Origin of the sequence: Nocardioides sp. Leaf374 (genome assembly GCF_916862475.1) — a bacterium.
In the GTDB taxonomy this organism is placed as follows: Bacteria; Actinomycetota; Actinomycetes; order Propionibacteriales; family Nocardioidaceae; genus Nocardioides; species Nocardioides kribbensis.
The window spans coordinates 1-21,778 of sequence record NZ_CAKASO010000053.1 but is presented as its reverse complement, the minus strand read 5'-3'; the positions used below and the strand labels follow the sequence as shown (position 1 = coordinate 21,778).

Genomic DNA, 21,778 nt, shown 5'->3' with positions numbered 1-21,778 from the left:
TGGTCAGCTGCGCGACGTGCGGAGCGAGCAGACCGACGAGCGAGTCGTCGACGATGACCACCTGGTCCTCGGCGTGGTTGGCGACGTAGACCAGCTGCTCGGGGAAGAGACGGATGTTGAGGGTGTGCAGCACGGCCCCCATCGACGGCACCGCGAGGTAGGCCTCGAGGTGCTCAGCGTTGTTCCACTGGAAGGTCGCCACGCGCTGGTCGCCCTCGACGCCGAGCGCGCGCAGCGCGTTGGCCAGCCGGCCCACGCGCTCACCGAGCTCGGCGTAGGTGCGGCTGCGGGTGCCCCCGGCGGTGGCGGTGACCACCTCGGAGTCGGGGTGCACGGTGGTCGCGTGCCGCAGCACCGCGCCGATCGTGAGCTGGTCGTCCTGCATGGTGCTGCGCATGGAGTGCCTTCCGGTCGTGACGAGCTGTGGTCTCGGTCACGATCCTGCCACCGCGGGCTAGGAGGACGGGAGGGCGGCCGCGCGCACCTTGGCGGCCAGCGTCCCGGCGGAGTCGGGCGTGCCACCCTGCTCGGCGATCCAGGCGTAGACCTCCTCGCGCTCGGCGTGGCACATCAGCCCCACGACGTCGCCGGGCAGCGCCTGCCCCACGAGGGCCGAGAGGCAGGCCACCTCGGTCGGGTACGCCGGCACCCCGGTGACCCCGACCCGCTCGGCCCCGCCGCGCATCAGGTCCTCCAGCTCGGCGGCCGTGCGCCCGCGGAAGTACTTCTCCTTGTGACCGATGGCCACGACGTCGCTGTCGCGGGCGGCGATCTCGCCCAGCTTCTCGATCAGCTCGTCGGTGCGGTCGCCCACCACCCCGAGGCCCAGCAGCAGCCGCGAGCCGGGCGCCCGCACGCCGTTCATGATCTCGAAGAGCGCCTCGAGGCCGGCCTCGTTGTGGGCCAGGTCGATGACGACCGAGACCTCGCCGACGCTGAAGAAGTTCATCCGCCCCGGGTTGTGCTCGGCGTCGGGGCGGAAGGTGCGCAGCCCCTCGACCACCACGTCGCGGGGCACCCCCACGGCCAGGGCCGCCGAGGCCGCCGCGAGGGTGTTCTCGACGTTGAAGCGCGACAGGCCGGCCAGGGTCATCGGCACCTCGACCAGCTCCACGAGCGGGTCGGGGTCGGAGCTGGCGGTGAGCACGCAGACCCAGCCGTCGATGACGGTCGTGGCGCGCCCGCGCACCGACAGCACCTCGCGGATGGCCGGGGAGTCGGGGTCGCGGGAGAACACCCACGGCCGGGCCTTGATCTCGTGGCGCATGGCCAGCACCCGGGGGTCGTCGCCGTTGAGCACCGCCCAGCCGCTGCGCCGGGTGATGCGCGGCACCACGCCCTTGACCTCCGCGAGCTGGTCGAGGGTGTCGATGCCGTGGAGCCCGAGGTGGTCGGCCGAGACGTTGGTGACCACCGAGACGTCGTTGCGGGTCAGTCCGATGCCCTTGAGCAGGATCCCGCCGCGGGCGGTCTCGGTGACGGCGAGCTCGACCTGCTCGTGGGCCAGGATCCGGCCCGCCCCGGAGGGGCCGGAGTAGTCGCCGGCCTCGACCATCTCGCCGTCGATGTAGATGCCGTCGGTGTTGGACCAGCCGACCAGCTTGCCCCAGGTGCGGCCGATGTGGGCGACCATGCGCGAGGTCGTGGTCTTGCCGTTGGTGCCGGTGACCGCCACGACGGGGATCCGCGGCACGATCGTGTGCGGCGGGGCGCCGGCGGGGCTCGCGGCCACCTGGCGGGCCGCGGCGCTGACCGCCTCCTCCAGGTCGACGGTGGAGTCGGCGTCGGGCAGCGCGTCGAGCACCGCGGCGACGGCGCGTCCCATCTCCTGGGCCCGCTCGCGGTGGGCCCAGGGGTAGGCGACCACGATCCGCTCCGGGTCGCTGCTGGGCCGCACCCGCACCGCCAGGCGCGACGTACCGCTCTCGACGGCGATCGCCCGCACCAGGCGGCCCACCGCCCGCAGGGCGAAGCGCTGTCGGAACCCGGAGTGCGCCGAGCCCGGTCGGGCGTTGCGCAGGCCGATGCGCCGCGCGAAGCGGGCCGCGGTGGCGTCGGGCGCGGCCGAGAGGGCCGCGATGTCGAGGGTCAGCTTGATCGCCGCCCGGGGGAAGTAGAGGTTCGGTCCCTCCAGGACCCGGATCTCGACGAGGGAAGTCACCCGCGCGACGCTACCGGGTGGGCGGCCTCAGCCGCCCATCGCGTGGAAGCCGCCGTCGACGTGGACGATCTCGCCGGTCGTCGCGGGGAAGAAGTCCGACAGCAGGGCCACCACGGCCTTGGCGGTCGGCTCCTGGTCGGTGTTGTCCCAGCCCAGCGGTGCCTTGGTCGACCACATCTGGTCGAGGTCCTCGAAGCCGGGGATGGCCTTGGCGGCGAGCGTCTTCAGGGGGCCGGCGGCCACCAGGTTGACCCGGATGCCCTCCGGGCCCAGGTCGCGGGCCAGGTAGCGCGAGCAGGACTCCAGCGCCGCCTTGGCCACGCCCATCCAGTCGTAGGCCGGCCAGGCCACCGTGGCGTCGAAGGTGAGCCCGACGACCGAGCCGCCTCCGCCCATCAGCGGCCGGCACGCGTCGGTGAGCGACTTCAGGGAGTAGGCGGAGACCTGCACAGCCTGCGACACGTCCTCCCAGGGCCCCGACATGAACTTGCCGCCGAGCAGCGTGTCGGGGTTGCCGTAGGCGATGGAGTGCACCACGCCGTCGAGACCGTCGACGTGCTCGCCGACCAGCTCGGGCAGGCGGGCCAGGTGGTCGGGGTCGGTGACGTCGAGCTCGAGGACCGGCGGCTCCACCGGGAGCCGCTTGGCGATGCGCCTGGTGATGTTGAGCGCGCGCCCGAAGTTGGAGATGAGCACGGTGGCGCCCTGCTCCTGGGCGACCTTGGCGGTGGCGAAGCCGATGGAGGAGTCCATCGTCACCCCGGCCACCAGGATCCGCTTGCCGTCGAGAATGCCCATCGTGTGCTCCTTGTGGTCCGGTGCGCCGCGACCGTGGGGGCCGCGCGCTGCTGGTCTGCTGGGTGGTGCCGGGACGCCGGCGGGGGCGCTGCTGGTGGGCCGGGGCGGGGTGGGGTGGGGTGGGGTGGGGCTCAGTGCCCCATGCCGAGGCCGCCGTCGACGGGGATCACCGCGCCGGTGACGTACGCCGCACCGGGCCCGGCCAGCCAGGTGACGGTCTGCGCGACCTCCTCGGCGGCGCCGAGGCGTCCGAGCGGGATGCGCGCCTTGTACTCCGCCTGCTGCTCCTCGGGGAGCGCCGCGGTCATGTCGGTCTCGATGAAGCCGGGCGCCACCACGTTGGTGGTGATCGAGCGCGACCCCAGCTCGCGGGCCAGCGACCGGGCCATGCCGACGAGGCCGGCCTTGGAGGCGGCGTAGTTGACCTGGCCGGGCGATCCCAGGAGGCCGACCACGGAGGAGATCAGGATGATGCGTCCCCGACGCAGGCGCAGCATGCCCTTGGCGGCGCGCTTGGCCAGGCGGAAGGAGCCGGTGAGGTTGGTGTCGATGACGCTCGACCAGTCGTCCTCCGACATGCGCAGCAGCAGGGTGTCGGCGGTGATGCCGGCGTTGGCCACCAGCACCTCCACGGGGCCGTGCGCGGCCTCGATCTCGGTGAAGGCGGCGTCGACCGCTGCGGCGTCGGTGACGTCGCAGCGCACGTCGAGGACGCCCTCGGGGGCGCCTCCGCTGCGGGTGGTGACCGCCACCTTGTCGCCCTGGGCCAGGAAGGCCTCGGCGATCGCCCGGCCGATGCCGCGGTTGCCACCGGTCACCAGGACCGAGCGGGGCTCGCGGGCGGGCGGCGCGGTGGGGTCGCCGTGGGGGGCCGGGGCCGGTGTCGTTTCGCTCACGTCGCCCGACGCTAGCGATTACCGCGGGGTAGACCTACGCCGCGCGGAGCGGCGTGGGTCACCTGCGGGCCTGCTGCGGCCCGGGGCGGGTCACTCGTCCTCGAGGCGGAAGCCCACCTTCATGCCGACCTGGAAGTGCTCGACCTGGCCGTCCTTGACCTGTCCGCGCACCTGGGTCACCTCGAACCAGTCGAGGTGGCGCAGGGTCTTGCCGGCCCGCTCGACGCCGTTGCGGATGGCCGCGTCGATGCCCTCGGGCGAGGTGCCGACGATCTCGGTGACGCGGTAGGTGCGGTTGCTCATGGTGCCTCCGTGGGTGGTGTGCCGGGCTGCGCGGGTCGGAGCCGGGCTCGGCGGTGGAGCCGCAGCAGCGGGCCGGGCCGTGGGCCGATGCTAGGGCCTGCGCACCGGGTCGGGTGCTCACCCCTCCCGACGTACGATGGGAGCCATGGCCCGGGACCGCACACGCACCGACGACGCCGTCCGCATCACCACCGCCGCGGAGAGCCGCAACGCCGACATCGCGGTGCGCCAGAAGCGCTACCTGCTGTCGATGAGCCTGCGCTCGCTGTGCTTCGTGGGGGCCGTCATCGCCGGCTTGGCCGGGGCCGACTGGCTGTGGCCGTTCCTCATCGCCGGCGCCCTGATCCTGCCCTACCTCGCCGTGGTCATGGCCAACGCCACCGCCACCCGCGCCGACGGGTTCGCCCTGCGCGACACCGCCTACGGCGCCCCCGAGCTCGAGTCCGGCGCTCGCCGGCAGCTCTGATGGGCGGCCCGGACCCCGACACCTGCTCCGCCAAGGGGTGCCGGAGCACGGCGGCGTGGGCGCTGCTGTGGAACAACCCCAAGCTCCACACCGCCGAGCGTCGCAAGACGTGGCTGGCCTGCGACGAGCACCGCGGGTCGCTGTCGGACTTCCTCGCCGCGCGGCAGTTCCTGCGCGACGTGGAGCCGCACCAGCCCGCCTGAGCCGACCCGTTGCCGCCCTGGGCCGACCCGGGGGCACTCCCGCGCCCGACGCGGCCCGGGTCGGGGCTCAGCCCCCGATGGCCGACATGGGGCGGTCGGGCTGCAGGAAGCTCTGGTCGTCGATGCCGTGGCCGGCGAGCTTGCCGCGCATGGCGATGACCCAGCGGTCGGCCAGCTCGCGGTCGGAGGCCCCCTCGCGCATCGCCAGGCGCAGGTCGGACTCCTCGCGGGCGAAGAGGCAGTTGCGCACCTGGCCGTCGGCGGTGAGACGCACCCGGTCGCAGTCGCCGCAGAAGGGGCGGGTGACCGACGCGATGACCCCGACGGTGCCCGGTCCGCCGTCGACGGTGAAGAGCTCCGCGGGGGCGCTGCCACGCGGCTCGCTGGCCGGGGTCAGCGTGAAGGACCGCTCGAGGGCGGCGAAGATCTCGTCGGCGGTGATCATGCCCTCGCGGGTCCAGCCGTGCTGGGCGTCGAGGGGCATCTGCTCGATGAAGCGCAGCTCGTAGCCGCGCTCGAGGCACCACGCGAGCAGCTCGGCGGCCTGGTCGTCGTTCTGGCCCCGCAGCAGGACGGCGTTGACCTTGACCGGTCCCAGGCCCGCCTGCTGGGCGGCGGCGAGGCCGGCGACGACGTCGTGGAACCGGTCGCGGCGGGTGATCTCGCGGAAGGTGTCGGCACGCACGGTGTCGAGGCTGACGTTGACGCGGTCGAGGCCGGCCTCGGCCAGTGCGGTGGCGTTGCGGGCCAGACCGAGCGCGTTGGTGGTGATGGAGATGCCGAGGTCGGGTCCCAGCGCGCGGGTGCGCCGCACGATGTCGACCAGACCGCGACGCACCATCGGCTCGCCACCGGTGAAGCGCACCTCCTCGATGCCGAGGTGCTCCACGCCGATCCCGATCAGGCGCACGATCTCGTCGTCGGTGAGCAGCTTGTCGTTGCTCAGCCAGTCGAGACCCTCCTCCGGCATGCAGTAGGAGCAGCGCAGGTTGCACTTGTCGGTGAGCGAGACGCGCAGGTCGGTCGCGACGCGGCCGTACCGGTCCTCCAACAAGGTGAGTGCCATGCCTCCACCCTACGTGGGGCCCGTCACGCGGGCGGGGCGCACCGCCCCGCGGGATGCCCGGCGGGGTGGAACGGCCCGATAGCCTCGGGGTGTGCGCTCGCTCCGCTTCCTCCTCAGCCGACGGTGGGCCCTCTTCGCGCTGGCCATCGTCGTGGTCGCGACGGCGACGTGGTGGCTGGGCCAGTGGCAGTTCCACCGGCTCGACGACCGCAAGGAGAGCAACGCCGTGGTCCGGGCCAACGAGGACCAGGCCCCCGCACCGGTGGGCGAGGTGCTCGGCACCGACACCGAGGTCGGCGAGGCCGACGAGTGGCGCGTCGTGAGCGCCACCGGCACCTACGACACCGACGACACCGTCATCGTGCGCTACCGCACCCGCGACGGCGCCTCGGGCGTCGACGTCGTCGTGCCGCTGGTCACCGACTCGGGCACGTCGCTGCTGGTCGACCGCGGGTGGATGGCCACCGACGCGCGTGGCCTCGACACCGCCGACGTGCCCGACCCGCCCGCCGGCGAGGTGACGGTGACCGGCTACGTGCGCGCCGACGGCAGCGGCGACAGCACGGCGGTCGTCGACAACGCCACCCGGGCCGTCTCGGCCGAGGCGATCGGGCAGGCCCAGCAGCGCGAGGTCTACGACGGGTTCGTCGAGCTGCGCTCGGAGGACCCCGCCCCGGCCACCGCGCTGGAGCCGGTCGAGCTGCCCGAGCTCGACAACGGACCCCACTTCTTCTACGGCCTGCAGTGGTGGTTCTTCGGGCTGCTGGCCATCTTCGGCTTCCTCTACCTCGCCTACGACGAGTGGCGCGGCGGTCGCAGCGGCGACCGGCCCGCGGCCGGCGGACCGAAGCCCCCCAAGGTCCGCAAGGAGAAGCGCACCAACCATCCCTACGCCCGCATGCGCGCGGAGGCCGAGGACCGCGAGGCCGCCGAGCGGGAGCGTCAGCGCGAGGACGCCTGAGCCGGTGGCTCGCCGCCGACCGGGACGGCGAGGGCCGGTCAGAGGGTGCGGAGCAGGCCGCCGTCGACGGGCAGCATGACGCCGCTCACGTAGGAGGCGGCCGGTGAGAGCAGCCAGGCGGCGGCGCGACCGAACTCCGCCGGGTCGCCCTGGCGGCCCAGCGGGATCGACGCGATCGCGGCGGCGCGGGCGCGGTCGGGGTCGCCGGTGGCGGCGTCGAGCTCGACGAGACGGTCGGTGGCGACCCGCCCCGGGAGCAGGCCGTTGACCCGCACCCCGCGCGGTCCGAGCTCGTCGGCCAACGTCTTGGCGACCATGGCGAGCCCCGGTCGCAGCCCGTTGGAGACCGCCATCGAGGCCAGTGGCTGACGCACGCTGCTGGAGAGCACCATGGCCAGGGCTCCCCCGGCCGGCAGGGCCACCCCGACCTCGCGCGCGAGTCGCACCGCGCCGAGGAACACCGAGGCGAAGGCGTCGGTCCACTGGGCGTCGTCGATGTCGGTCACCGCGCCCTTCGGCGGCCCGCCGACACTGATCAGCGCGCCGTCGACGCGGCCCCAGGCCGTGCGGGCCGCGTCGAGCAGCCGCGCCGGGGTGTCGGCGTCGGCGTTGTCGGCCGCGACCCCCACCACACGGCCCTCGATGCTCGCGTCGGCGTCGCGCCAGGCGGCCAGGGCGGCGTCGAGGGAGTCCTGGCTGCGGCCGGAGACCACGACCCGGGCGCCCTCGGCGAGCAGCACCTCCGCGGTGGCACGACCCAGGCCGCGGGAGCCGCCCGTGACGAGGTGGACGGTGTCGCGCAGACCGAGATCCATGGTCAGACTCCTGCGGTGTCGGAGGTGGTGTCGTCGACGAACTGGGTGCGGTAGAGGTCGGCGTAGAGCCCGCCCTCCGCCAGCAGCTCGTCGTGGGTGCCGCGGGCGACGATACGACCCTCGTGCAGCACCAGGATGAGGTCGGCCTGACGGATCGTCGAGAGCCGGTGGGCGATGACCAGGGACGTGCGCCCCTCGAGCGCGGCGTCGAGCGCGCGGTGCACGGCCGCCTCCGACTCGCTGTCGAGGTGGGCGGTCGCCTCGTCGAGGACCACCACCGAGGGAGCCTTGAGCAGCAGCCGGGCGATCGCCAGGCGCTGCCGCTCCCCGCCGGAGAGACGGTAGCCGCGGTCGCCGACCACGGTGTCGAGACCGTCGGGCAGCCGGCGCACGAGCCCGGCGATCTGCGCGGCCTCCAGCGAGGCCCAGATGGCGTCGTCGTCGGCGTCGGGCCGGGCGTAGACCATGTTGGCCCGGATCGTCTCGTGGAAGAGGTGGGCGTCCTGGGTGACGTAGCCGACGACGTCCTCCAGCGACTGGAGGGTCACGTCGCGCACGTCGTGGCCGTCGACGCGCACCGTGCCGGAGTCGACGTCGTAGAGGCGGGCGACGAGGTGGGTGACCGTGGTCTTGCCGGCGCCCGAGGGGCCGACGAGCGCGACCATCCGGCCGGGCTCGGCGGTGAAGCTGAGGTCGTGGAGCACCTGCACCGGGTCGTGCTCCTCGGTGCGGGAGACCGCCTCGAGGGAGCGCAGCGAGATGCGGTCGCCCCCGGGGTAGGTGAAGGAGACCCGGTCGAACTCCACCCGGGACGCCGAGGGCGGCAGCGCGACCGCCCCGGGCCGCTCCTCGATCAGCGACGGCAGGTCGAGCACCTCGAAGACCCGCTCGAAGCTCACCAGCGCGGTCATGACGTCGATGCGCACGTTGGAGAGACCCTGGAGCGGCCCGAGCAGGCGCAGGAGCAGCGTCGCGAGGGCCAGGAGCGTGCCGACGGTGAGCTGGCTGCTGATGGCCAGCTGGCCGCCCACGCCGTAGACCAGGGCGGTGGCGAGCGCGGGCACGAGCATCATCGCCGCCCCGAAGATGCGGGTGATCAGCGAGATCCGCACCCCCAGGTCGCGCACGACGGCGGCCTTCTCGCCGAAGAGCTCGTCCTCCTCGCCGCGGCGCCCGAAGAGCTTGAGCAGCATCGCGCCGCTGACGTTGAAGCGCTCGGTCATCACGTTGCCGAGGCTGGCGTTGCCGTCCATCTGGCGTCGGGTCAGGCCGGCCAGCCGGCTGCTCACCCACCGCGACGCGGCGAAGAGCAGGGGGAACATGGCCAGGCACAGCAGCGTGACCTGCCAGCTGAGGGCGAGCATGGTGATGCCCACGACGACCACGGCGATGGAGTTGGACACCGTGCTCGACAGCGTGGAGGTGAAGGCGCGCTGGGCGCCGATCACGTCGTTGTTGAGCCGCGACACCAGGGCCCCGGTCTGGGTGCGGGTGAAGAAGGCCATCGACTGGCGCTGCACGTGGGCGAAGACCTGGGTGCGCAGGTCGTAGATGAGGCCCTCGCCGATGCGCGAGGAGAGCCAGGCGCTGAGCACGCTCAGCACCGCGCTGAAGACGGCGAAGCCGGCCATGGCCAGCGCCAGCACGGTCACCACCGAGCGGTCGTCGGCGAGGATGCCGTCATCGACGATGCGCTGCACCAGCAGCGGGGTCACCACGACGGTGGCGGCGTCGATGACGGTGAAGAGCAGGAAGACGCCGATCAGGCGCCGGTGGGGACGCGCGAAGCCGAGCACGCGGCGCACCGTGCGTCCCTCGATGCGGTTGTCCATCACGCTGCGGTCAGCGCGCAGGTTGCGCCACGAGGCGCCTGCTCCCATCATCCCCGACACTCTCGCCTTCTCTCGTCTCCGTCAGGCCCCTGGGGCCCGGGTCAGGCCCCCGCCAGCGCCGCGAGCTCGCGGAACCGGCGGCCCTGCGCCTCGCGCTCCAGACGACGCTGCTCCTCGAGCGAGGTGCTCGACGCCGAGAGCAGCAGGGCCTTGGTCTCGCGGACCGCCCCGCTCATCGGGGCCACCAGGGCGGCGACGAGGTGTGCGACCGTGTCGTCGAGCTGGTCGGTCGGCACGGCCGCCAGCGCGAGACCGATGCTGACGGCCTCCTCGGCCGGCACCACCCGGGCGGTCGCACAGATCTCCAGCGCCCTCGCGTAGCCAACCGCCTCGACCAGGGGTTTTGTTCCCGTGAGGTCCGGCACCAGGCCCAGGGCGGCCTCCTTCATGCACAGCTGGGCGTCGTCGCCGAGCACGCGCAGGTCGCAGGAGAGGGCGAGCTGGAAGCCGGCACCGATGGCGTGGCCCTGCACCGCCGCGACCGAGACCCAGCGCGGGTCGCGCAGCCAGGTGAAGCCGCGCTGGTAGTCGTCGATGGTCGCCGACATGCCCGCGTCGTCCATGGCCAGCAGGTCGACCACCGACTCCACGCCCGGCGCCGACCGCGTGGGGTCGAGCATCGAGCGGTCGAGGCCGGCGGAGAAGCTCGCGCCCGCACCGCGCAGCACCACGACGCGGACGTCGTCGTCGAGGGAGGCCCCGACCGCGGCCAGCGCCCGCCACGTCGTGGGCGTCTGCGCGTTGCGCGCCTCCGGCCGGTCGAGGGTCACCGTCACCACCGGTCCGGTGCGGTCGACCCGCAGGTGGGCCGCGGCGAGCAGGTCGGGGTCGAGCGGGACTGCGGGGGCGGTGGTCATGACCGGAGTCTAGGAACCCCCGCCGACACCGCGTCGCCGGCCCGGAGGTCAGGCCAGCGACACCAGGTCGGCGTAGCCGTCGTTCCAGAGGTCCTCGTCGCCGTCGGGCAGCAGCAGCACGCGGTCGGGCTCCAGTGCGCGCACCGCGCCCTCGTCGTGGGTGACCAGGATGATCGCGCCCTCGTAGGTGCGGATCGCGGCCAGCACCTCCTCGCGGGAGGCCGGGTCGAGGTTGTTGGTGGGCTCGTCGAGCAGCAGCACGTTGGCACTGGAGACCACGAGGCTCGCCAGCGCGAGGCGGGTCTTCTCCCCTCCCGAGAGCACCGCTGCGGGCTTGTTGGCGTCGTCGCCCGAGAACAGGAACGAGCCCAGCACGCTGCGGGCCTCGGTGTCGGTGAGCTGCGGGGCCGCGCTCTGCATGTTCTCCAGGACCGTGCGGCTGGTGTCGAGGGTCTCGTGCTCCTGGGCGTAGTAGCCCAGCTTGAGCCCGTGGCCCGGCACGACCTCGCCGGTGTCGGAGCGGTCGACCCCGGCGAGGATCCGCAGCATCGTGGTCTTGCCGGCGCCGTTGAGGCCGAGGATGACCACGCGCGATCCCTTGTCGATGGCCAGGTCGACGCCGGTGAAGACCTCCAGCGACCCGTAGGCCTTGGAGAGGTCCTGACCCGTCAGGGGGGTCTTGCCGCAGGCGGCCGGGGCGGGGAACTGGATGCGGGCCACCTTGTCGGCGGCGCGCTCGCCCTCGATGCCGGCCATCATCTTCTCGGCGCGCTTGAGCATCGACTGCGCGGCCTGGGCCTTGCTGGCCTTGGCTCGCATCTTGTTGGCCTGGTCGGTGAGGGTCTTGGCCTTGTTCTCGGCGTTCATCCGCTCGCGGCGCCGACGCTTCTCGTCGGTCTCGCGCTGGGTGAGGTAGTGGCGCCACCCCATGTTGTAGACGTCGATGACGGCACGGTTGGCGTCGAGGTGCATGACCTTGTTGACGGTCTCCTCGAGCAGGGCGTTGTCGTGGCTAATCACGATGAAGCCGCCCTTGTGGGCCTTGAGGAAGTCGCGCAGCCACACGATCGAGTCGGCGTCGAGGTGGTTCGTGGGCTCGTCGAGGATGAGCACCTCGGCGCCGGAGAAGAGGATGCGGGCCAGCTCGACGCGGCGGCGCTGACCGCCGGAGAGGGTCTTCAGCGGCTGGGTCAACAGCCGCTCCTCGATGCCGAGGCTCGCGGCGATGGTGGCGGCCTCCGACTCGGCGGCGTAGCCGCCACCGGCGTGCAGCTCGGCGTCGGCGCGGCTCCAGCGGCGCATCGCCTTGTCGGCCACGGCCGGGTCCTCGGAGGCCATCTGCTCCTCCGCGTCGCGCAGCCGCCGCACCACGTCGTCGAGGCCGCGGGCGCTGAGGATCCGGTCGCGCGCCATCACCTCGGGGTCGCCCGTGCGCGGGTCCTGGGGCAGGTAGCCGACGTCGCCGGAGCTGGTGACGCTGCCGGCGGCGGGGAGCGCCTCGCCGGCGAGGATCTTGGTGAGCGTGGTCTTGCCGGCGCCGTTGCGACCGACCAGGCCGACCTTGTCCCCGGCGGCGACGCGGAAGCTCACGTCCTCCATGAGGAGCCGGGCTCCGGCGCGGACCTCGAGCTGGTGGGCGGTGATCATAGGGTCACCAGTCTAGGTCCGCGCGCGGGCCGTCCCGACCACCAGCGCCTCCGCCCGGGGTGCGATGCGACACAGGAGCCCCGCCATGCGCTTCAACCCCAAGGCCCGTCTCGACACCGGCCGCACGCGCGACCGCGGCCGCGGTCGTGCGTCCCGCTCCGGTGGACCGCTCGGCGGCGCGCTGGGCGGCGGGGGCGGCGGGGGCAGTCCGCTGCCGGGCGGTCTGGTCGGGGGCGGCGGCATCGGCGCCGTGGTGCTGGTGGTGCTCGTCGTGGTGCTGACCCAGTGCGTCGGCGGCGGGGGCTCCGACCCGGGCGGTGCGGGCTCCTCGGCGTACGACACGAGCCGGATGGACGCCGGCACCGACCGCTACGCCGGGTGCGAGACCGGGGAGGACGCCAACGCCTCCGCCGACTGCGCCCGCGTGGCGGTGGAGAACTCCCTCACCGACTTCTGGGCCGACGAGCTCGGCTCGCGGTTCCGTGCCGAGCAGGCGCTGGTGACCTTCACCGGGTCGGTCGCGACCGACGGCTGCGGCGAGGCGACCTCGGCCGTGGGGCCGTTCTACTGCCCGCCCGACGAGACGATCTACCTCGACACCGCCTTCTTCGACCAGGTGCTCGAGGACCGGCTCGGCGGACCCGACGGCGGTTTCGTGGAGCCCTACGTGCTGGCCCACGAGTACGGCCACCACGTCCAGAACCTGCTGGGAACGATGGGACGGGTCCGCACCCAGGAGGGCCCGCGGTCGGACTCGGTGCGACTGGAGCTCCAGGCCGACTGCTACGCCGGCATGTGGGCGCACGCCGCCACGACGACCGAGGACTCCTCCGGGCAGGTGCTGGTCGCGGAGCTCACCGACGACGACATCCGCCAGGCCCTCGGCGCGGCCGCCGCGGTCGGCGACGACCGGATCCAGCAGCAGGCCCAGGGCACCGTCGACGAGGAGAGCTGGACCCACGGCTCGTCGGCCTCACGGCAACGCTGGTTCGGGGTCGGCTACGCCGGCGGGACGCTGGAGGACTGCGACACCTTCGCCACCGACGACCTCTGAGGGCCTCCGGCGGCTCCGTGGGCGCCGCCGTCAGTGCTGGAGGAGCGCCTCGACCAGGGGGAACTGGCGCTGGAGGGCGCGCAGGTGGGGTGCGACGGCGGGGTGGCGGTACTTGCCGGCCAGGGCGCCCTCTCCCCCGGCCACGCGCGCCAGCGCCCACTCGGCGCGGCTGAGCGCGGTGAAGACCGCGGTCACCCGAGCACCGAGCGCCGCCTGGTCGCGGGTCGCGACCCCCGCGGGGAGCCCGAGCAGGTAGGCGTCGAGCAGGGGCTCGAACTCCTCGCGCGCCGAGAGCGCGTAGTAGCCGAGGTCGGCGCCGACCGCCCCGCGGCCGAGGCTGCCCCAGTCGATGGCGACCACCTCGTCGCCGGCTCGGCCCGGCAGGTTGGCCGGTGTCGGGTCGCCGTGCTGGGCGACCTGCGGCAGCGCGTCGACGGCGTCGAGGAAGACCACCCGCCGCCGCCACAGGTGGTCGGCCACGTCGGCGACGGTCGTGCGGGCCAGCGTCGGCCAGCCGCCGCGGCGCTCGGTGCGGCGCAGCCGGTCGCGCAGCTGGTCGCGGGCCAGCCACGGCAGGTCGGGGAGGTCGGCCCCGGCGAAGCGGCCCATGGCGTGCGCGGCGAAGAGCCCGTTGACGGCGGCGTCCTCGACCCACTCCCGCACCAGGGTGATGCCGTCGGGGTCCTCCTCCACGTCGCAGACCGCGGGGGGTCGCAGGCCCGGAGCACGGTCCACCACGAGCGCGCCGGCCACGTCGGCGTCGCGGCGCCAGTACGCGAAGTGGTGGGGGTCCGACAGCTCCGGCGGGTCGTCGTCGACGGGCGCGGCGAGCCGCTTCACCACCACCGGCTGGTCGCCGCGGACCGCGCGCCACGCCCCCACGGTGGAGGCGCCGGAGCCTCCGGGGAGCGGGTGCCAGCCGGGCTCGGGCTGCCACATGCTGGGGAGACTAGGGCCTGCGGGGCCAGGAGGACGGCAGATCAGGCGCGGCGCGCGGGTGCACGCGGGGACCGACCCGACGGCACCCGTGGTGGCAGCCGGTGCAGCACGACGTCGTGGACCTCCCCCGCGGCGACGGTGGCGGTCACGTAGGTGCAGTGCGGCTGGCGGCGCCGGTCGGTGGGCGACCCGGGGTTGAGCAACCGCATGCCACCCTCGGTGACGCTGTCCCACGGCACGTGGCTGTGGCCGAAGACCAGCAGGTCGGTGTCGGGGTGGGCCAGGTCGCAGCGCCGCTCCCGGCCGCGCGCGTCGCCGGTCTCGTGCACCACCTCGAGGCGCAGGCCCTCGACCTCGACCCGCGCCACCTCGGGCAGCCGGGCCCGCAGGGCGGGGCCGTCGTTGTTGCCCCAGACGCCCACCAGTCGGGTGCTCCGCTCCTCCAGCTCGTCGAGCAGGCCGACCTCCACCCAGTCCCCGGCGTGCACGACCAGGTCGGCCCGCGCGACCGCGTCCCACAGCTCCTCGGGCAGCGCCCTGGCCCGCTTCGGCAGGTGGGTGTCGGCGAGCAGCAGCAGCCGGGTGCTCACGTCGGCTCCCCCGGCTCGGCGGCCGCGTTGACCACCGTGACCCGCACGGCCGCCGCGTCGCGCGCCGCCTGCTCGAGCACGGCCCGCCGGGGGTCGGGCACCGGCAGCCACGGCTCGACCGGCACGAGTCGACGCAGGCGGGGGTCGGCGAGCACCTCCTCGACCGCCGTGCGGTCGCCGCCACCGACGAGCGGACCGCGCAGGTCGCCGAGCAGCCGGGCCGCGTGGTCGGCGGCGGCCTCGTAGGCCTGACGGGCCTGGTTGTCACGGCGGCGTGCGAAGCGCTGCTGGCTCTGCCCGCCGGCCTTGGTGCGGCCCTGCACGTGCCGCTGGCCGACCTTGGAGGCCACCGTGGCCCCGCCGCTCAGCCGGGCCACCGCGAAGCCGCCCTTGCGCACCAGCAGCAGGCCCCAGTCGTCGGGCGTCGTGGCCCCGGCCGCGAAGGCGCCCGGGTCGGGCAGGCCGGCGTACGCCGCGTCGAAGGGCAGTCGGGCCGTGAAGGTGGAGGAGTCCTCCGCCGCCCCGGTGAGCGCGCCTCCTGCCACCGCGAGGGCCGTGGCGCCGTGACGGGCGCGGAAGTTGACCACCCAGCGCTCGAGCCGGGAGGGCGGCACCAGGACCGTGTCCGCCCCGGTGCCGCGCGCCGCGGCGCCGCCCGGGCCGCTCACCGGCCGCCGGGGCCGTCGGGCTCGGCCCAGACCACCCGCAGCCGCTCGAGCACCACCGGCATGGAGGGCTCGAAGCCGCGCCCGGGGCCGGCCGTCTCGGCGAAGAAGCGCTCGTGCACCTCGCGCCAGTGGGCGAGGCTGCGGTCGCCCTCGCCCTCGAGGCGGGCGTGCTCGGCGTCGACGCGGTCGAAGGCGACGACCTCCACCGCGGTGGTCTCCACCAGCGCGCGCGGACGACCACGACCGTCGAGGAGGATGCCGAGCTGACCCGGTCGGGGCAGCGGCTCCTCGCCGTACTCCTCGGCCGCGCTGGCCGTGGCCGTCTTGGTGCCGTCGAGCACCAGGGCCAGCAGGGCGTCGGCCTGCTCCGGGGTGGACCCGAAGGACCACGCCGGCGGGGGCACCACCTCCAGGGTGGTGGGGCCGAAGTAGGTCGGTGCGACGTTGAAGCGGGCGTGCACCCGGGCCCGCTCCCAGAAGGCGCGCACCTCGGGGTGGTCGGGCACGAACCCCTCGGCGCTCGGCGGCGGGGCCTCGGGGTCGTCGGTGCCGGTCATGTCCGGAGCCTACGCAGGCGGCCCGTCGGGCACGCGGCCGCGCCGACCGCCGACCGCCGGCAATTGCGCCACTTCAGCAACCCACGAGCCCCCCACCTGCCCCGAACCACGCAAACCCCGCCACCCGACCCCACCGAACGCCAGCAATTGCGCCACTTCAGCAACCCACGAGCCCCCCACCCGCCCCGAACCACGCAAACCCCGCCACCCGACCCCACCGAACGCCAGCAATTGCGCCACCTCAGCAACCCACGAGCCCCCCACCCGCCCCGAAACGCGCAAACCCCGCCACCCGACCACAGCGGCCCTCGATGAGGGCGCGGGGTCGAGGGCGGGGCCCCGGTGCTCGGCTCAGACGTTGAAGCCGAGGGCGCGCAGCTGCTCGCGGCCGTCGGGGGTGATCTTGTCGGGGCCCCACGGCGGCATCCAGACCCAGTTGATGGCCACGTCGTTGACCAGGCCCTCAAGGGCGGAGTCGGTCTGGTCGGAGATGACGTCGGTCAGCGGACAGGCCGCCGAGGTCAGCGTCATGTCGATGACCAGGTTGCTGCGCTCGTCGAGGTGCAGGTCGTAGACCAGGCCGAGGTCGACGACGTTGATGCCGAGCTCGGGGTCGACGACGTCCTTCATCGCCTCGTAGACGTCGTCCTTGCTGACCGTCGAGGTGCCGACGCCGCCGGCGGCGGCCTCCGGCACGTCGGGCAGGTCGGCGTGGTCGGGGGTGGGCGAGGTCTCGGTCATGGGGTCTCCTCCAGGGAACGGGTCGTGGCGTCCTTCCAGGCCATCCACGACAGCAGGGCGCACTTCACGCGCGCGGGGAACTTGGCGACACCGGCGAAGGCGATGCCGTCCTCGAGGACCTCCTCGTCGGGCTCCACGGTGCCCTTGCCCTGCATCAGGGCGAGGAACTCCTCGTGGACCGCCATCGCCTCGGCGACCGGCTTGCCGATGACGAGGTCGGTCATCACCGAGGCCGAGGCCTGCGAGATCGAGCAGCCCACCGAGTCGTAGGAGACGTCGGCGACGACCCCGTCGGCGACGTGCACGCGCAGGGTCACCTCGTCGCCGCAGGTCGGGTTGACGTGGTGGACCTCGGCCTCGTAGGGGTCGCGCAGTCCCTTGTGGTGCGGGTTCTTGTAGTGGTCCAGGATGATCTCCTGGTACAGCGAGTCGAGCTCGGCACTCATCGGGCCGCCTCCCTCCGGGGTCGGTGTGGGGTGATCGGGTCGGGGTCGTGCGGGTGGTGCGGGCTCAGAGCTTGAAGTAGCTGCGCGTGTAGTGCAGCGCCTCCACGAGCGCGTCGATCTCCGTCGGCGTCGTGTAGAGGTACGACGACATGCGCGTGGAGCTCTGCACCCCGAACCGGGCGTGCGCGGGTCGCGCACAGTGGTGGCCGGCCCGCACGGCGATGCCGCGCACGTCGAGCACCTGCGCGACGTCGTGGGGGTGGACCCCGTCGATCTCGAAGGAGATCGCGCCGCCGCGCTCGCGGGCGTCGAGCGGGCCCATTACCCGCAGACCGGGCACCGTGGCCAGGCCCTCGAGGGCGTAGCCGGTCAGTACCTGCTCGTGGGCGTGCACCGCGTCGAGACCTACGGCCGAGAGGTAGTCGACGGCCGCGCCCAGGCCCACGGCCTCGACGATCGGCGGGGTGCCGGCCTCGAACTTGTGCGGGATCCCGGCGTAGGTCGAGGACTCCATGCGCACGGTCTCGATCATCTCGCCACCGCCGAGGAACGGCGGGAGCGCCTCGAGCACCGCGCGGGCACCCCAGAGCACGCCGATCCCGGTGGGCCCGACGACCTTGTGGCCGGTGAAGGCCAGGAAGTCGGGCCGCTCGTCCTCGGGCATGGCGGCGAGGTCGATCGGCAGCTGCGGGGCGGCCTGGGAGGCGTCGACCACGACGAGGGCGCCGACCTCGTGGGCGCGCCTGGTGATCGCCGCGACCGGGTTGACGGTGCCGAGCATGTTCGACACCCAGGTGAGCGAGACGACCTTGGCGCGCTCGGTGATGAGGTCGTCCGCGGCCGACAGGTCGAGGTGGCCCTCGTCGGTCAGCCCGAACCAGCGCAGCGTCGCACCCGTGCGCTGGGTGAGCAGCTGCCACGGCACGATGTTGGAGTGGTGCTCCATCTCGGTGATGACGATCTCGTCGCCCTCGCCCACCTCGAGCGGGCCACGGGCCCACGCGAGGGTGTTGGCCACCAGGTTGAGCGCCTCGGAGGCGTTCTTGGTGAAGAGCACCTCGTCACGGCTGGGAGCGCCGATGAAGGCCGCCACCTTGTCGCGGGCCGCCTCGAAGGCCTCCGAGGACTCCGCGCCCAGCTGGTGCATGGCGCGGGCGACGTTGGCGTTGTGCCGCTCGAGGTGGTCGACCATCGCGTCGATCACGCACTGCGGCTTCTGCGAGGTGTTGGCGCTGTCGAGGTAGACCAGCGGCTGGCCGTCGGCCAGGGTCCGCGACAGGATCGGGAAGTCGGCGCGGATCACCTCCAGCTCGGGCAGGAGGCCGTCGAGGCGCGCCGTGGTCTGGCTCGACATGGTCAGACCGCCGCCTTGACGTACTTGTCGTAGCCCTCGGCCTCGAGCTGGTCGGCCAGCTCCGGGCCGCCCTGGTCGGCGACCTTGCCGTCGACGAAGACGTGCACGTAGTCGGGGGTGATGTAGCGCAGGATGCGGGTGTAGTGCGTGATCAGCAGCACGCCCTTGCCCTCCTGCTCACGGAAGCGGTTGACGCCCTCGGAGACGATCTTGAGCGCGTCGATGTCGAGGCCGGAGTCGGTCTCGTCGAGCACGGCGACCTTGGGGGCCAGCAGCTCGAGCTGGGCGATCTCGTGGCGCTTCTTCTCGCCGCCGGAGAAGCCCTCGTTGACCGAGCGGGTGCCGAAGGACGGGTCGAGGTTGAGCCGCTCGAGGGCGCCGTTGACGTCCTTCACCCAGGTGCGCAGCTTGGGGGCCTCGCCGTCGATGGCGGTCTTGGCGGTGCGCAGGAAGTTCGACACCGAGACGCCGGGCACCTCCACGGGGTACTGCATGGCCAGGAAGAGTCCGGCGCGGGCGCGCTCGTCGACGCTCATGGCCAGGACGTCCTCGCCGTCGAGGGTCACGGTGCCGCCGGTGACGGTGTACTTGGGGTGCCCGGCGATCGAGTAGGCCAGGGTCGACTTGCCCGAGCCGTTGGGGCCCATGATCGCGTGGGTCTCGTTGTCGCCGATGGTCAGCGTGACGCCCTTGAGGATCTCCTTGGGCCCGTCCTCGGTGTCGACCGAGACGTGCAGGTCCTTGATCTCCAGCGTGCTCATGTGTGGTCCTTCTCCTGGTGGGGTGGCTCGGAGGAGCCGGGTCGGAAGTGGTGGGGTGCCGGCTCAGGCCGGCTTGACGCCGTTCAGCGTCGTCGTGACGTCGACGTGCACCTCACCGTCGCGGACCTCCACGGGGAAGGTCGCGACGGGCTCGGTGGCCGGGAAGCCGGTGGGCTTGCCGGTGCGCAGGTCGAAGCGGGAGCCGTGCAGCCAGCACTCGATCTGGCACTGCCCGCCGGCGCCCGGGGCGACCTCGCCCTCGCTCAGCGCGACGGCGGCGTGGGAGCAGAGGTCCTGCAGGGCGAAGACCTCCTCGCCCTCGCGGGCCAGCGCCACGTCGACGCCGTCGACGGTGGCGGCGAAGCCCTCGTCGGTCGGGATCTCGTCGAGCGCGCAGGCGCGGGTGAAGCCCATCAGGACAGCTCCTGCAGGACGTTCTTCGACAGCTCCTCCTCGACGGTGGCGAGGAGCTTCTCCTCCACCGAGGGCACGCCGACCTTGCGGACGAGGTCGTTGAAGAAGCCGTGCACCACCAGGCGGCGCGCCTCCGGCTCGGAGATGCCGCGCGAGCGCAGGTAGAACAGCTGCTCGTCGTCGAAGCGGCCGACGGCCGAGGCGTGGCCCGCGCCCTCGATCTCGCCGGTCTCGATCTCGAGGTTCGGCACGGAGTCGGCCTGGCAGCCGTCGGTGAGCACCAGGTTGCGGTTCTCCTCGTAGGTCTCGATGCCCTCGGCGACCTTGCGGATGAGGACGTTGCCGATCCACACCGCGTGCGCGCCCTCGCCCTGCAGGGCACCCTTGTAGACCACGTTGCTCTTGGTCTTCGGGGCGTTGTGGTCGGCGAACAGGCGGTGCTCGAGGTGCTGGCCGGCGTCCGCGAAGTAGAGACCGAGCAGTTCGGCGTCGCCGCCGGGGCCGTCGTACTCGACGTTGGCGTGCAGGCGCACCAGGTCGCCGCCGAAGGAGACCGCGGTGTGGCGCACGGTGGCGTCACGACCGACGCGGATGGCGTCGCGGCCGAGGTGGACCGCGTCGTCGTCCCAGTCCTGGAGGGTCAGCACGTTGACCTGGGCGCCCTCGCCCACGAGCACAGAGGTCGTGGCGGAGTAGCGCGCGGAGCCGGTGTGGGTGAGCACCACCGTGGCCTTGGCGTAGGCGCCGACCCGGATCACCAGGTGGCCCCAGACCAGCTGGTCGGCCGACTCGCCGTGCAGGTCGATCAGCACGGGTCCGTCGGTCTCCAGCTCGGCCGGCACGTCGACGAGCGTGGCCCCGCCGGCGAGCTCGACGGCCAGCGCCGAGGGCCGGTCGTTGGGCGCCAGCTCACCGAGCGCGCGCGCCTCGGCGGTGCTGATCGTGCTCACGGTGACGCCGTCGGGCAGCGTGGTGCCCCACGTCAGGCGGTCGTCGGAGGGCGTGCCCTCGAGCACCCCGCGCAGCCGCTTGAGCGGCGTGAAGCGCCAGATCTCCTCGCGCCCGGTGGGCACCGGGTGGTCGGCGAGGTCGTAGGACGCAGGCGGGTTGAGGTGGCTGACCACCTGGTCGGCCTCGAGGGCGGATGCCACGCTCTCGCGGGCAGCATCGGTCACAGTCACGAAAAGTGTCTTCCTGGTGCTGGTGGGTACGTCGGTCGCTGCGGCTGCGCAGGGGGCGGGTGGGGCCGGCTCAGCCGACCGCGCCCTCCATCTGCAGCTCGATGAGGCGGTTGAGCTCGAGGGCGTACTCCATCGGCAGCTCCTTGGCGATCGGCTCGACGAAGCCGCGCACGATCATCGCCATGGCCTCGTCCTGCTCCATGCCGCGGCTCATCAGGTAGAAGAGCTGGTCGTCGGAGACCTTGGAGACGCTGGCCTCGTGGCCCATCGAGACGTCGTCCTCACGGATGTCGACGTAGGGGTAGGTGTCGGAGCGGCTGATCTGGTCGACCAGCAGCGCGTCGCACAGCACGTTGGACTTCGAGCCGTGGGCGCCCTCGTTGACCTGGATCAGGCCGCGATAGGAGGTGCGGCCGCCGCCGCGGGCCACCGACTTCGACAGGATCGAGGAGGAGGTGTGGGGGGCGGCGTGCACCATCTTGGCGCCGGCGTCCTGGTGCTGGCCCTCGCCGGCGAAGGCGATGGACAGCGTCTCGCCCTTGGCGTGCTCGCCCATGAGGTAGATGGCGGGGTACTTCATCGTCACCTTGGAGCCGATGTTGCCGTCGACCCACTCCATGGTCGCGCCGGCCTCGCAGGTGGCGCGCTTGGTGACGAGGTTGTAGACGTTGTTCGACCAGTTCTGGATGGTCGTGTAGCGGCAGCGGCCGCCCTTCTTGACGATGATCTCCACGACCGCGGAGTGCAGCGAGTCGGAGGAGTAGATCGGCGCGGTGCAGCCCTCGACGTAGTGCACGTAGGCGTCCTCGTCGACGATGATCAGCGTGCGCTCGAACTGGCCCATGTTCTCGGTGTTGATGCGGAAGTAGGCCTGGAGCGGGATGTCCACGTGGACGCCCTTGGGCACGTAGATGAACGAGCCGCCCGACCACACCGAGGTGTTGAGCGCGGCGAACTTGTTGTCGCCGACCGGGATCACGGTGCCGAAGTACTCCTGGAAGAGCTCCG

The 21,778-nt window shown here is 73.0% G+C and carries 25 protein-coding genes; 4 read left to right on the top strand and 21 right to left on the bottom strand.

The window, feature by feature from the left end; translation table 11 throughout:
- The 5 genes from LPA27_RS17625 to LPA27_RS17605 all read right to left on the bottom strand — a co-directional run.
- On the bottom strand, positions 1 to 397 hold a 397-nt coding region (locus tag LPA27_RS17625), incomplete at its 3' end, for an AMP-binding protein (RefSeq protein ID WP_324251276.1).
- A gap of 57 nt (positions 398 to 454) precedes the next feature.
- Positions 455 to 2,161, bottom strand: a complete 1,707-nt coding sequence (locus tag LPA27_RS17620; protein ID WP_056864368.1) for a Mur ligase family protein — start codon at positions 2,159 to 2,161, stop codon at positions 455 to 457.
- Positions 2,162 to 2,188: 27 nt separating this feature from the next.
- Positions 2,189 to 2,959, bottom strand: a complete 771-nt coding sequence (gene fabI / locus LPA27_RS17615) for an enoyl-ACP reductase FabI (RefSeq protein WP_228943269.1) — start codon at positions 2,957 to 2,959, stop codon at positions 2,189 to 2,191.
- 131 nt (positions 2,960 to 3,090) lie between these two features.
- Positions 3,091 to 3,780 carry a 3-oxoacyl-ACP reductase FabG gene (fabG, locus tag LPA27_RS17610; protein WP_228943271.1) on the bottom strand — a complete coding sequence of 230 codons (690 nt, stop codon included), beginning with the start codon at positions 3,778 to 3,780 and terminating at the stop codon, positions 3,091 to 3,093.
- A 165-nt stretch (positions 3,781 to 3,945) separates the two neighbouring features.
- On the bottom strand, positions 3,946 to 4,158 hold the full coding sequence (locus tag LPA27_RS17605) for a dodecin (RefSeq protein WP_056864366.1): 213 nt from the start codon (positions 4,156 to 4,158) through the stop codon (positions 3,946 to 3,948).
- A 145-nt stretch (positions 4,159 to 4,303) separates the two neighbouring features.
- Here LPA27_RS17605 and LPA27_RS17600 point away from each other — a divergent pair, with 145 nt between their 5' ends.
- Together LPA27_RS17600 and LPA27_RS17595 are read left to right on the top strand one after the other, a co-directional pair.
- A complete protein-coding gene (locus LPA27_RS17600; RefSeq protein WP_056864365.1) occupies positions 4,304 to 4,624 on the top strand; it encodes a DUF3099 domain-containing protein in 321 nt (106 codons plus the stop codon).
- Entirely contained in the window at positions 4,624 to 4,827 is a 204-nt protein-coding gene (locus LPA27_RS17595) for a hypothetical protein (protein ID WP_056864364.1), read from the top strand. Before LPA27_RS17600 ends, LPA27_RS17595 begins: the two co-directional genes overlap by 1 nt.
- Positions 4,828 to 4,894: 67 nt before the next feature.
- On the opposite strand, the gene moaA is transcribed toward LPA27_RS17595, so the two are convergent.
- Complete coding sequence (gene moaA, locus LPA27_RS17590) at positions 4,895 to 5,893, bottom strand: GTP 3',8-cyclase MoaA (RefSeq protein ID WP_193660901.1); 999 nt, start codon at positions 5,891 to 5,893, stop codon at positions 4,895 to 4,897.
- 91 nt (positions 5,894 to 5,984) lie between these two features.
- On the opposite strand from moaA, the gene LPA27_RS17585 reads away from it, so the two are divergent.
- Entirely contained in the window at positions 5,985 to 6,854 is an 870-nt protein-coding gene (locus LPA27_RS17585) for an SURF1 family protein (RefSeq protein WP_228943268.1), read from the top strand.
- Between the two features lie 38 nt (positions 6,855 to 6,892).
- On the opposite strand, the gene LPA27_RS17580 is transcribed toward LPA27_RS17585, so the two are convergent.
- Genes LPA27_RS17580 through LPA27_RS17565 form a run of 4 tightly spaced genes read right to left on the bottom strand, consistent with a single transcriptional unit; the run spans position 6,893 to position 12,065 of the window.
- Positions 6,893 to 7,669, bottom strand: coding sequence for an SDR family oxidoreductase (locus tag LPA27_RS17580; protein WP_228943267.1), 777 nt, complete (start codon positions 7,667 to 7,669; stop codon positions 6,893 to 6,895).
- 2 nt (positions 7,670 to 7,671) lie between these two features.
- A complete protein-coding gene (locus LPA27_RS17575; protein ID WP_056904007.1) occupies positions 7,672 to 9,552 on the bottom strand; it encodes an ABC transporter ATP-binding protein in 1,881 nt (626 codons plus the stop codon).
- Between the two features lie 50 nt (positions 9,553 to 9,602).
- Positions 9,603 to 10,418 carry an enoyl-CoA hydratase/isomerase family protein gene (locus tag LPA27_RS17570; protein WP_056904006.1) on the bottom strand — a complete coding sequence of 272 codons (816 nt, stop codon included), beginning with the start codon at positions 10,416 to 10,418 and terminating at the stop codon, positions 9,603 to 9,605.
- Between the two features lie 48 nt (positions 10,419 to 10,466).
- Positions 10,467 to 12,065 carry an ABC-F family ATP-binding cassette domain-containing protein gene (locus LPA27_RS17565; protein WP_228943266.1) on the bottom strand — a complete coding sequence of 533 codons (1,599 nt, stop codon included), beginning with the start codon at positions 12,063 to 12,065 and terminating at the stop codon, positions 10,467 to 10,469.
- 85 nt (positions 12,066 to 12,150) lie between these two features.
- On the opposite strand from LPA27_RS17565, the gene LPA27_RS17560 reads away from it, so the two are divergent.
- A complete protein-coding gene (locus LPA27_RS17560) occupies positions 12,151 to 13,119 on the top strand; it encodes a neutral zinc metallopeptidase (protein ID WP_228943265.1) in 969 nt (322 codons plus the stop codon).
- A 30-nt stretch (positions 13,120 to 13,149) separates the two neighbouring features.
- Here the strand turns inward: LPA27_RS17560 and LPA27_RS17555 are convergent, their stop codons facing one another.
- The 11 genes from LPA27_RS17555 to sufB all read right to left on the bottom strand — a co-directional run.
- Positions 13,150 to 14,058: a hypothetical protein gene (locus LPA27_RS17555; RefSeq protein WP_056904003.1), complete on the bottom strand. Its 909-nt coding sequence runs from the start codon at positions 14,056 to 14,058 to the stop codon at positions 13,150 to 13,152.
- A 41-nt stretch (positions 14,059 to 14,099) separates the two neighbouring features.
- Entirely contained in the window at positions 14,100 to 14,648 is a 549-nt protein-coding gene (locus tag LPA27_RS17550; RefSeq protein ID WP_056904002.1) for a metallophosphoesterase family protein, read from the bottom strand.
- Positions 14,645 to 15,262, bottom strand: coding sequence for an acVLRF1 family peptidyl-tRNA hydrolase (locus LPA27_RS17545; protein ID WP_228943264.1), 618 nt, complete (start codon positions 15,260 to 15,262; stop codon positions 14,645 to 14,647). Before LPA27_RS17545 ends, LPA27_RS17550 begins: the two co-directional genes overlap by 4 nt.
- 50 nt (positions 15,263 to 15,312) lie before the next feature.
- Positions 15,313 to 15,873, bottom strand: a complete 561-nt coding sequence (locus tag LPA27_RS17540; protein ID WP_228943263.1) for an ASCH domain-containing protein — start codon at positions 15,871 to 15,873, stop codon at positions 15,313 to 15,315.
- Between the two features lie 351 nt (positions 15,874 to 16,224).
- Positions 16,225 to 16,614 carry a metal-sulfur cluster assembly factor gene (locus LPA27_RS17535; protein ID WP_056864354.1) on the bottom strand — a complete coding sequence of 130 codons (390 nt, stop codon included), beginning with the start codon at positions 16,612 to 16,614 and terminating at the stop codon, positions 16,225 to 16,227.
- Positions 16,611 to 17,060, bottom strand: a complete 450-nt coding sequence (sufU, locus tag LPA27_RS17530) for a Fe-S cluster assembly sulfur transfer protein SufU (protein ID WP_056864353.1) — start codon at positions 17,058 to 17,060, stop codon at positions 16,611 to 16,613. Before sufU ends, LPA27_RS17535 begins: the two co-directional genes overlap by 4 nt.
- Positions 17,061 to 17,124: 64 nt before the next feature.
- Entirely contained in the window at positions 17,125 to 18,414 is a 1,290-nt protein-coding gene (locus tag LPA27_RS17525; RefSeq protein WP_228943262.1) for a cysteine desulfurase, read from the bottom strand.
- A gap of 2 nt (positions 18,415 to 18,416) precedes the next feature.
- Positions 18,417 to 19,175 carry a Fe-S cluster assembly ATPase SufC gene (sufC, locus tag LPA27_RS17520; RefSeq protein ID WP_056864351.1) on the bottom strand — a complete coding sequence of 253 codons (759 nt, stop codon included), beginning with the start codon at positions 19,173 to 19,175 and terminating at the stop codon, positions 18,417 to 18,419.
- A 63-nt stretch (positions 19,176 to 19,238) separates the two neighbouring features.
- Complete coding sequence (locus tag LPA27_RS17515; protein ID WP_056864350.1) at positions 19,239 to 19,589, bottom strand: non-heme iron oxygenase ferredoxin subunit; 351 nt, start codon at positions 19,587 to 19,589, stop codon at positions 19,239 to 19,241.
- A complete protein-coding gene (gene sufD / locus LPA27_RS17510; RefSeq protein ID WP_324251275.1) occupies positions 19,589 to 20,764 on the bottom strand; it encodes a Fe-S cluster assembly protein SufD in 1,176 nt (391 codons plus the stop codon). The genes LPA27_RS17515 and sufD overlap by 1 nt, the downstream gene beginning before the upstream one ends.
- A gap of 76 nt (positions 20,765 to 20,840) precedes the next feature.
- The coding region (sufB, locus tag LPA27_RS17505) for a Fe-S cluster assembly protein SufB (RefSeq protein ID WP_228943260.1) at positions 20,841 to 21,778 on the bottom strand (938 nt) is incomplete at its 5' end.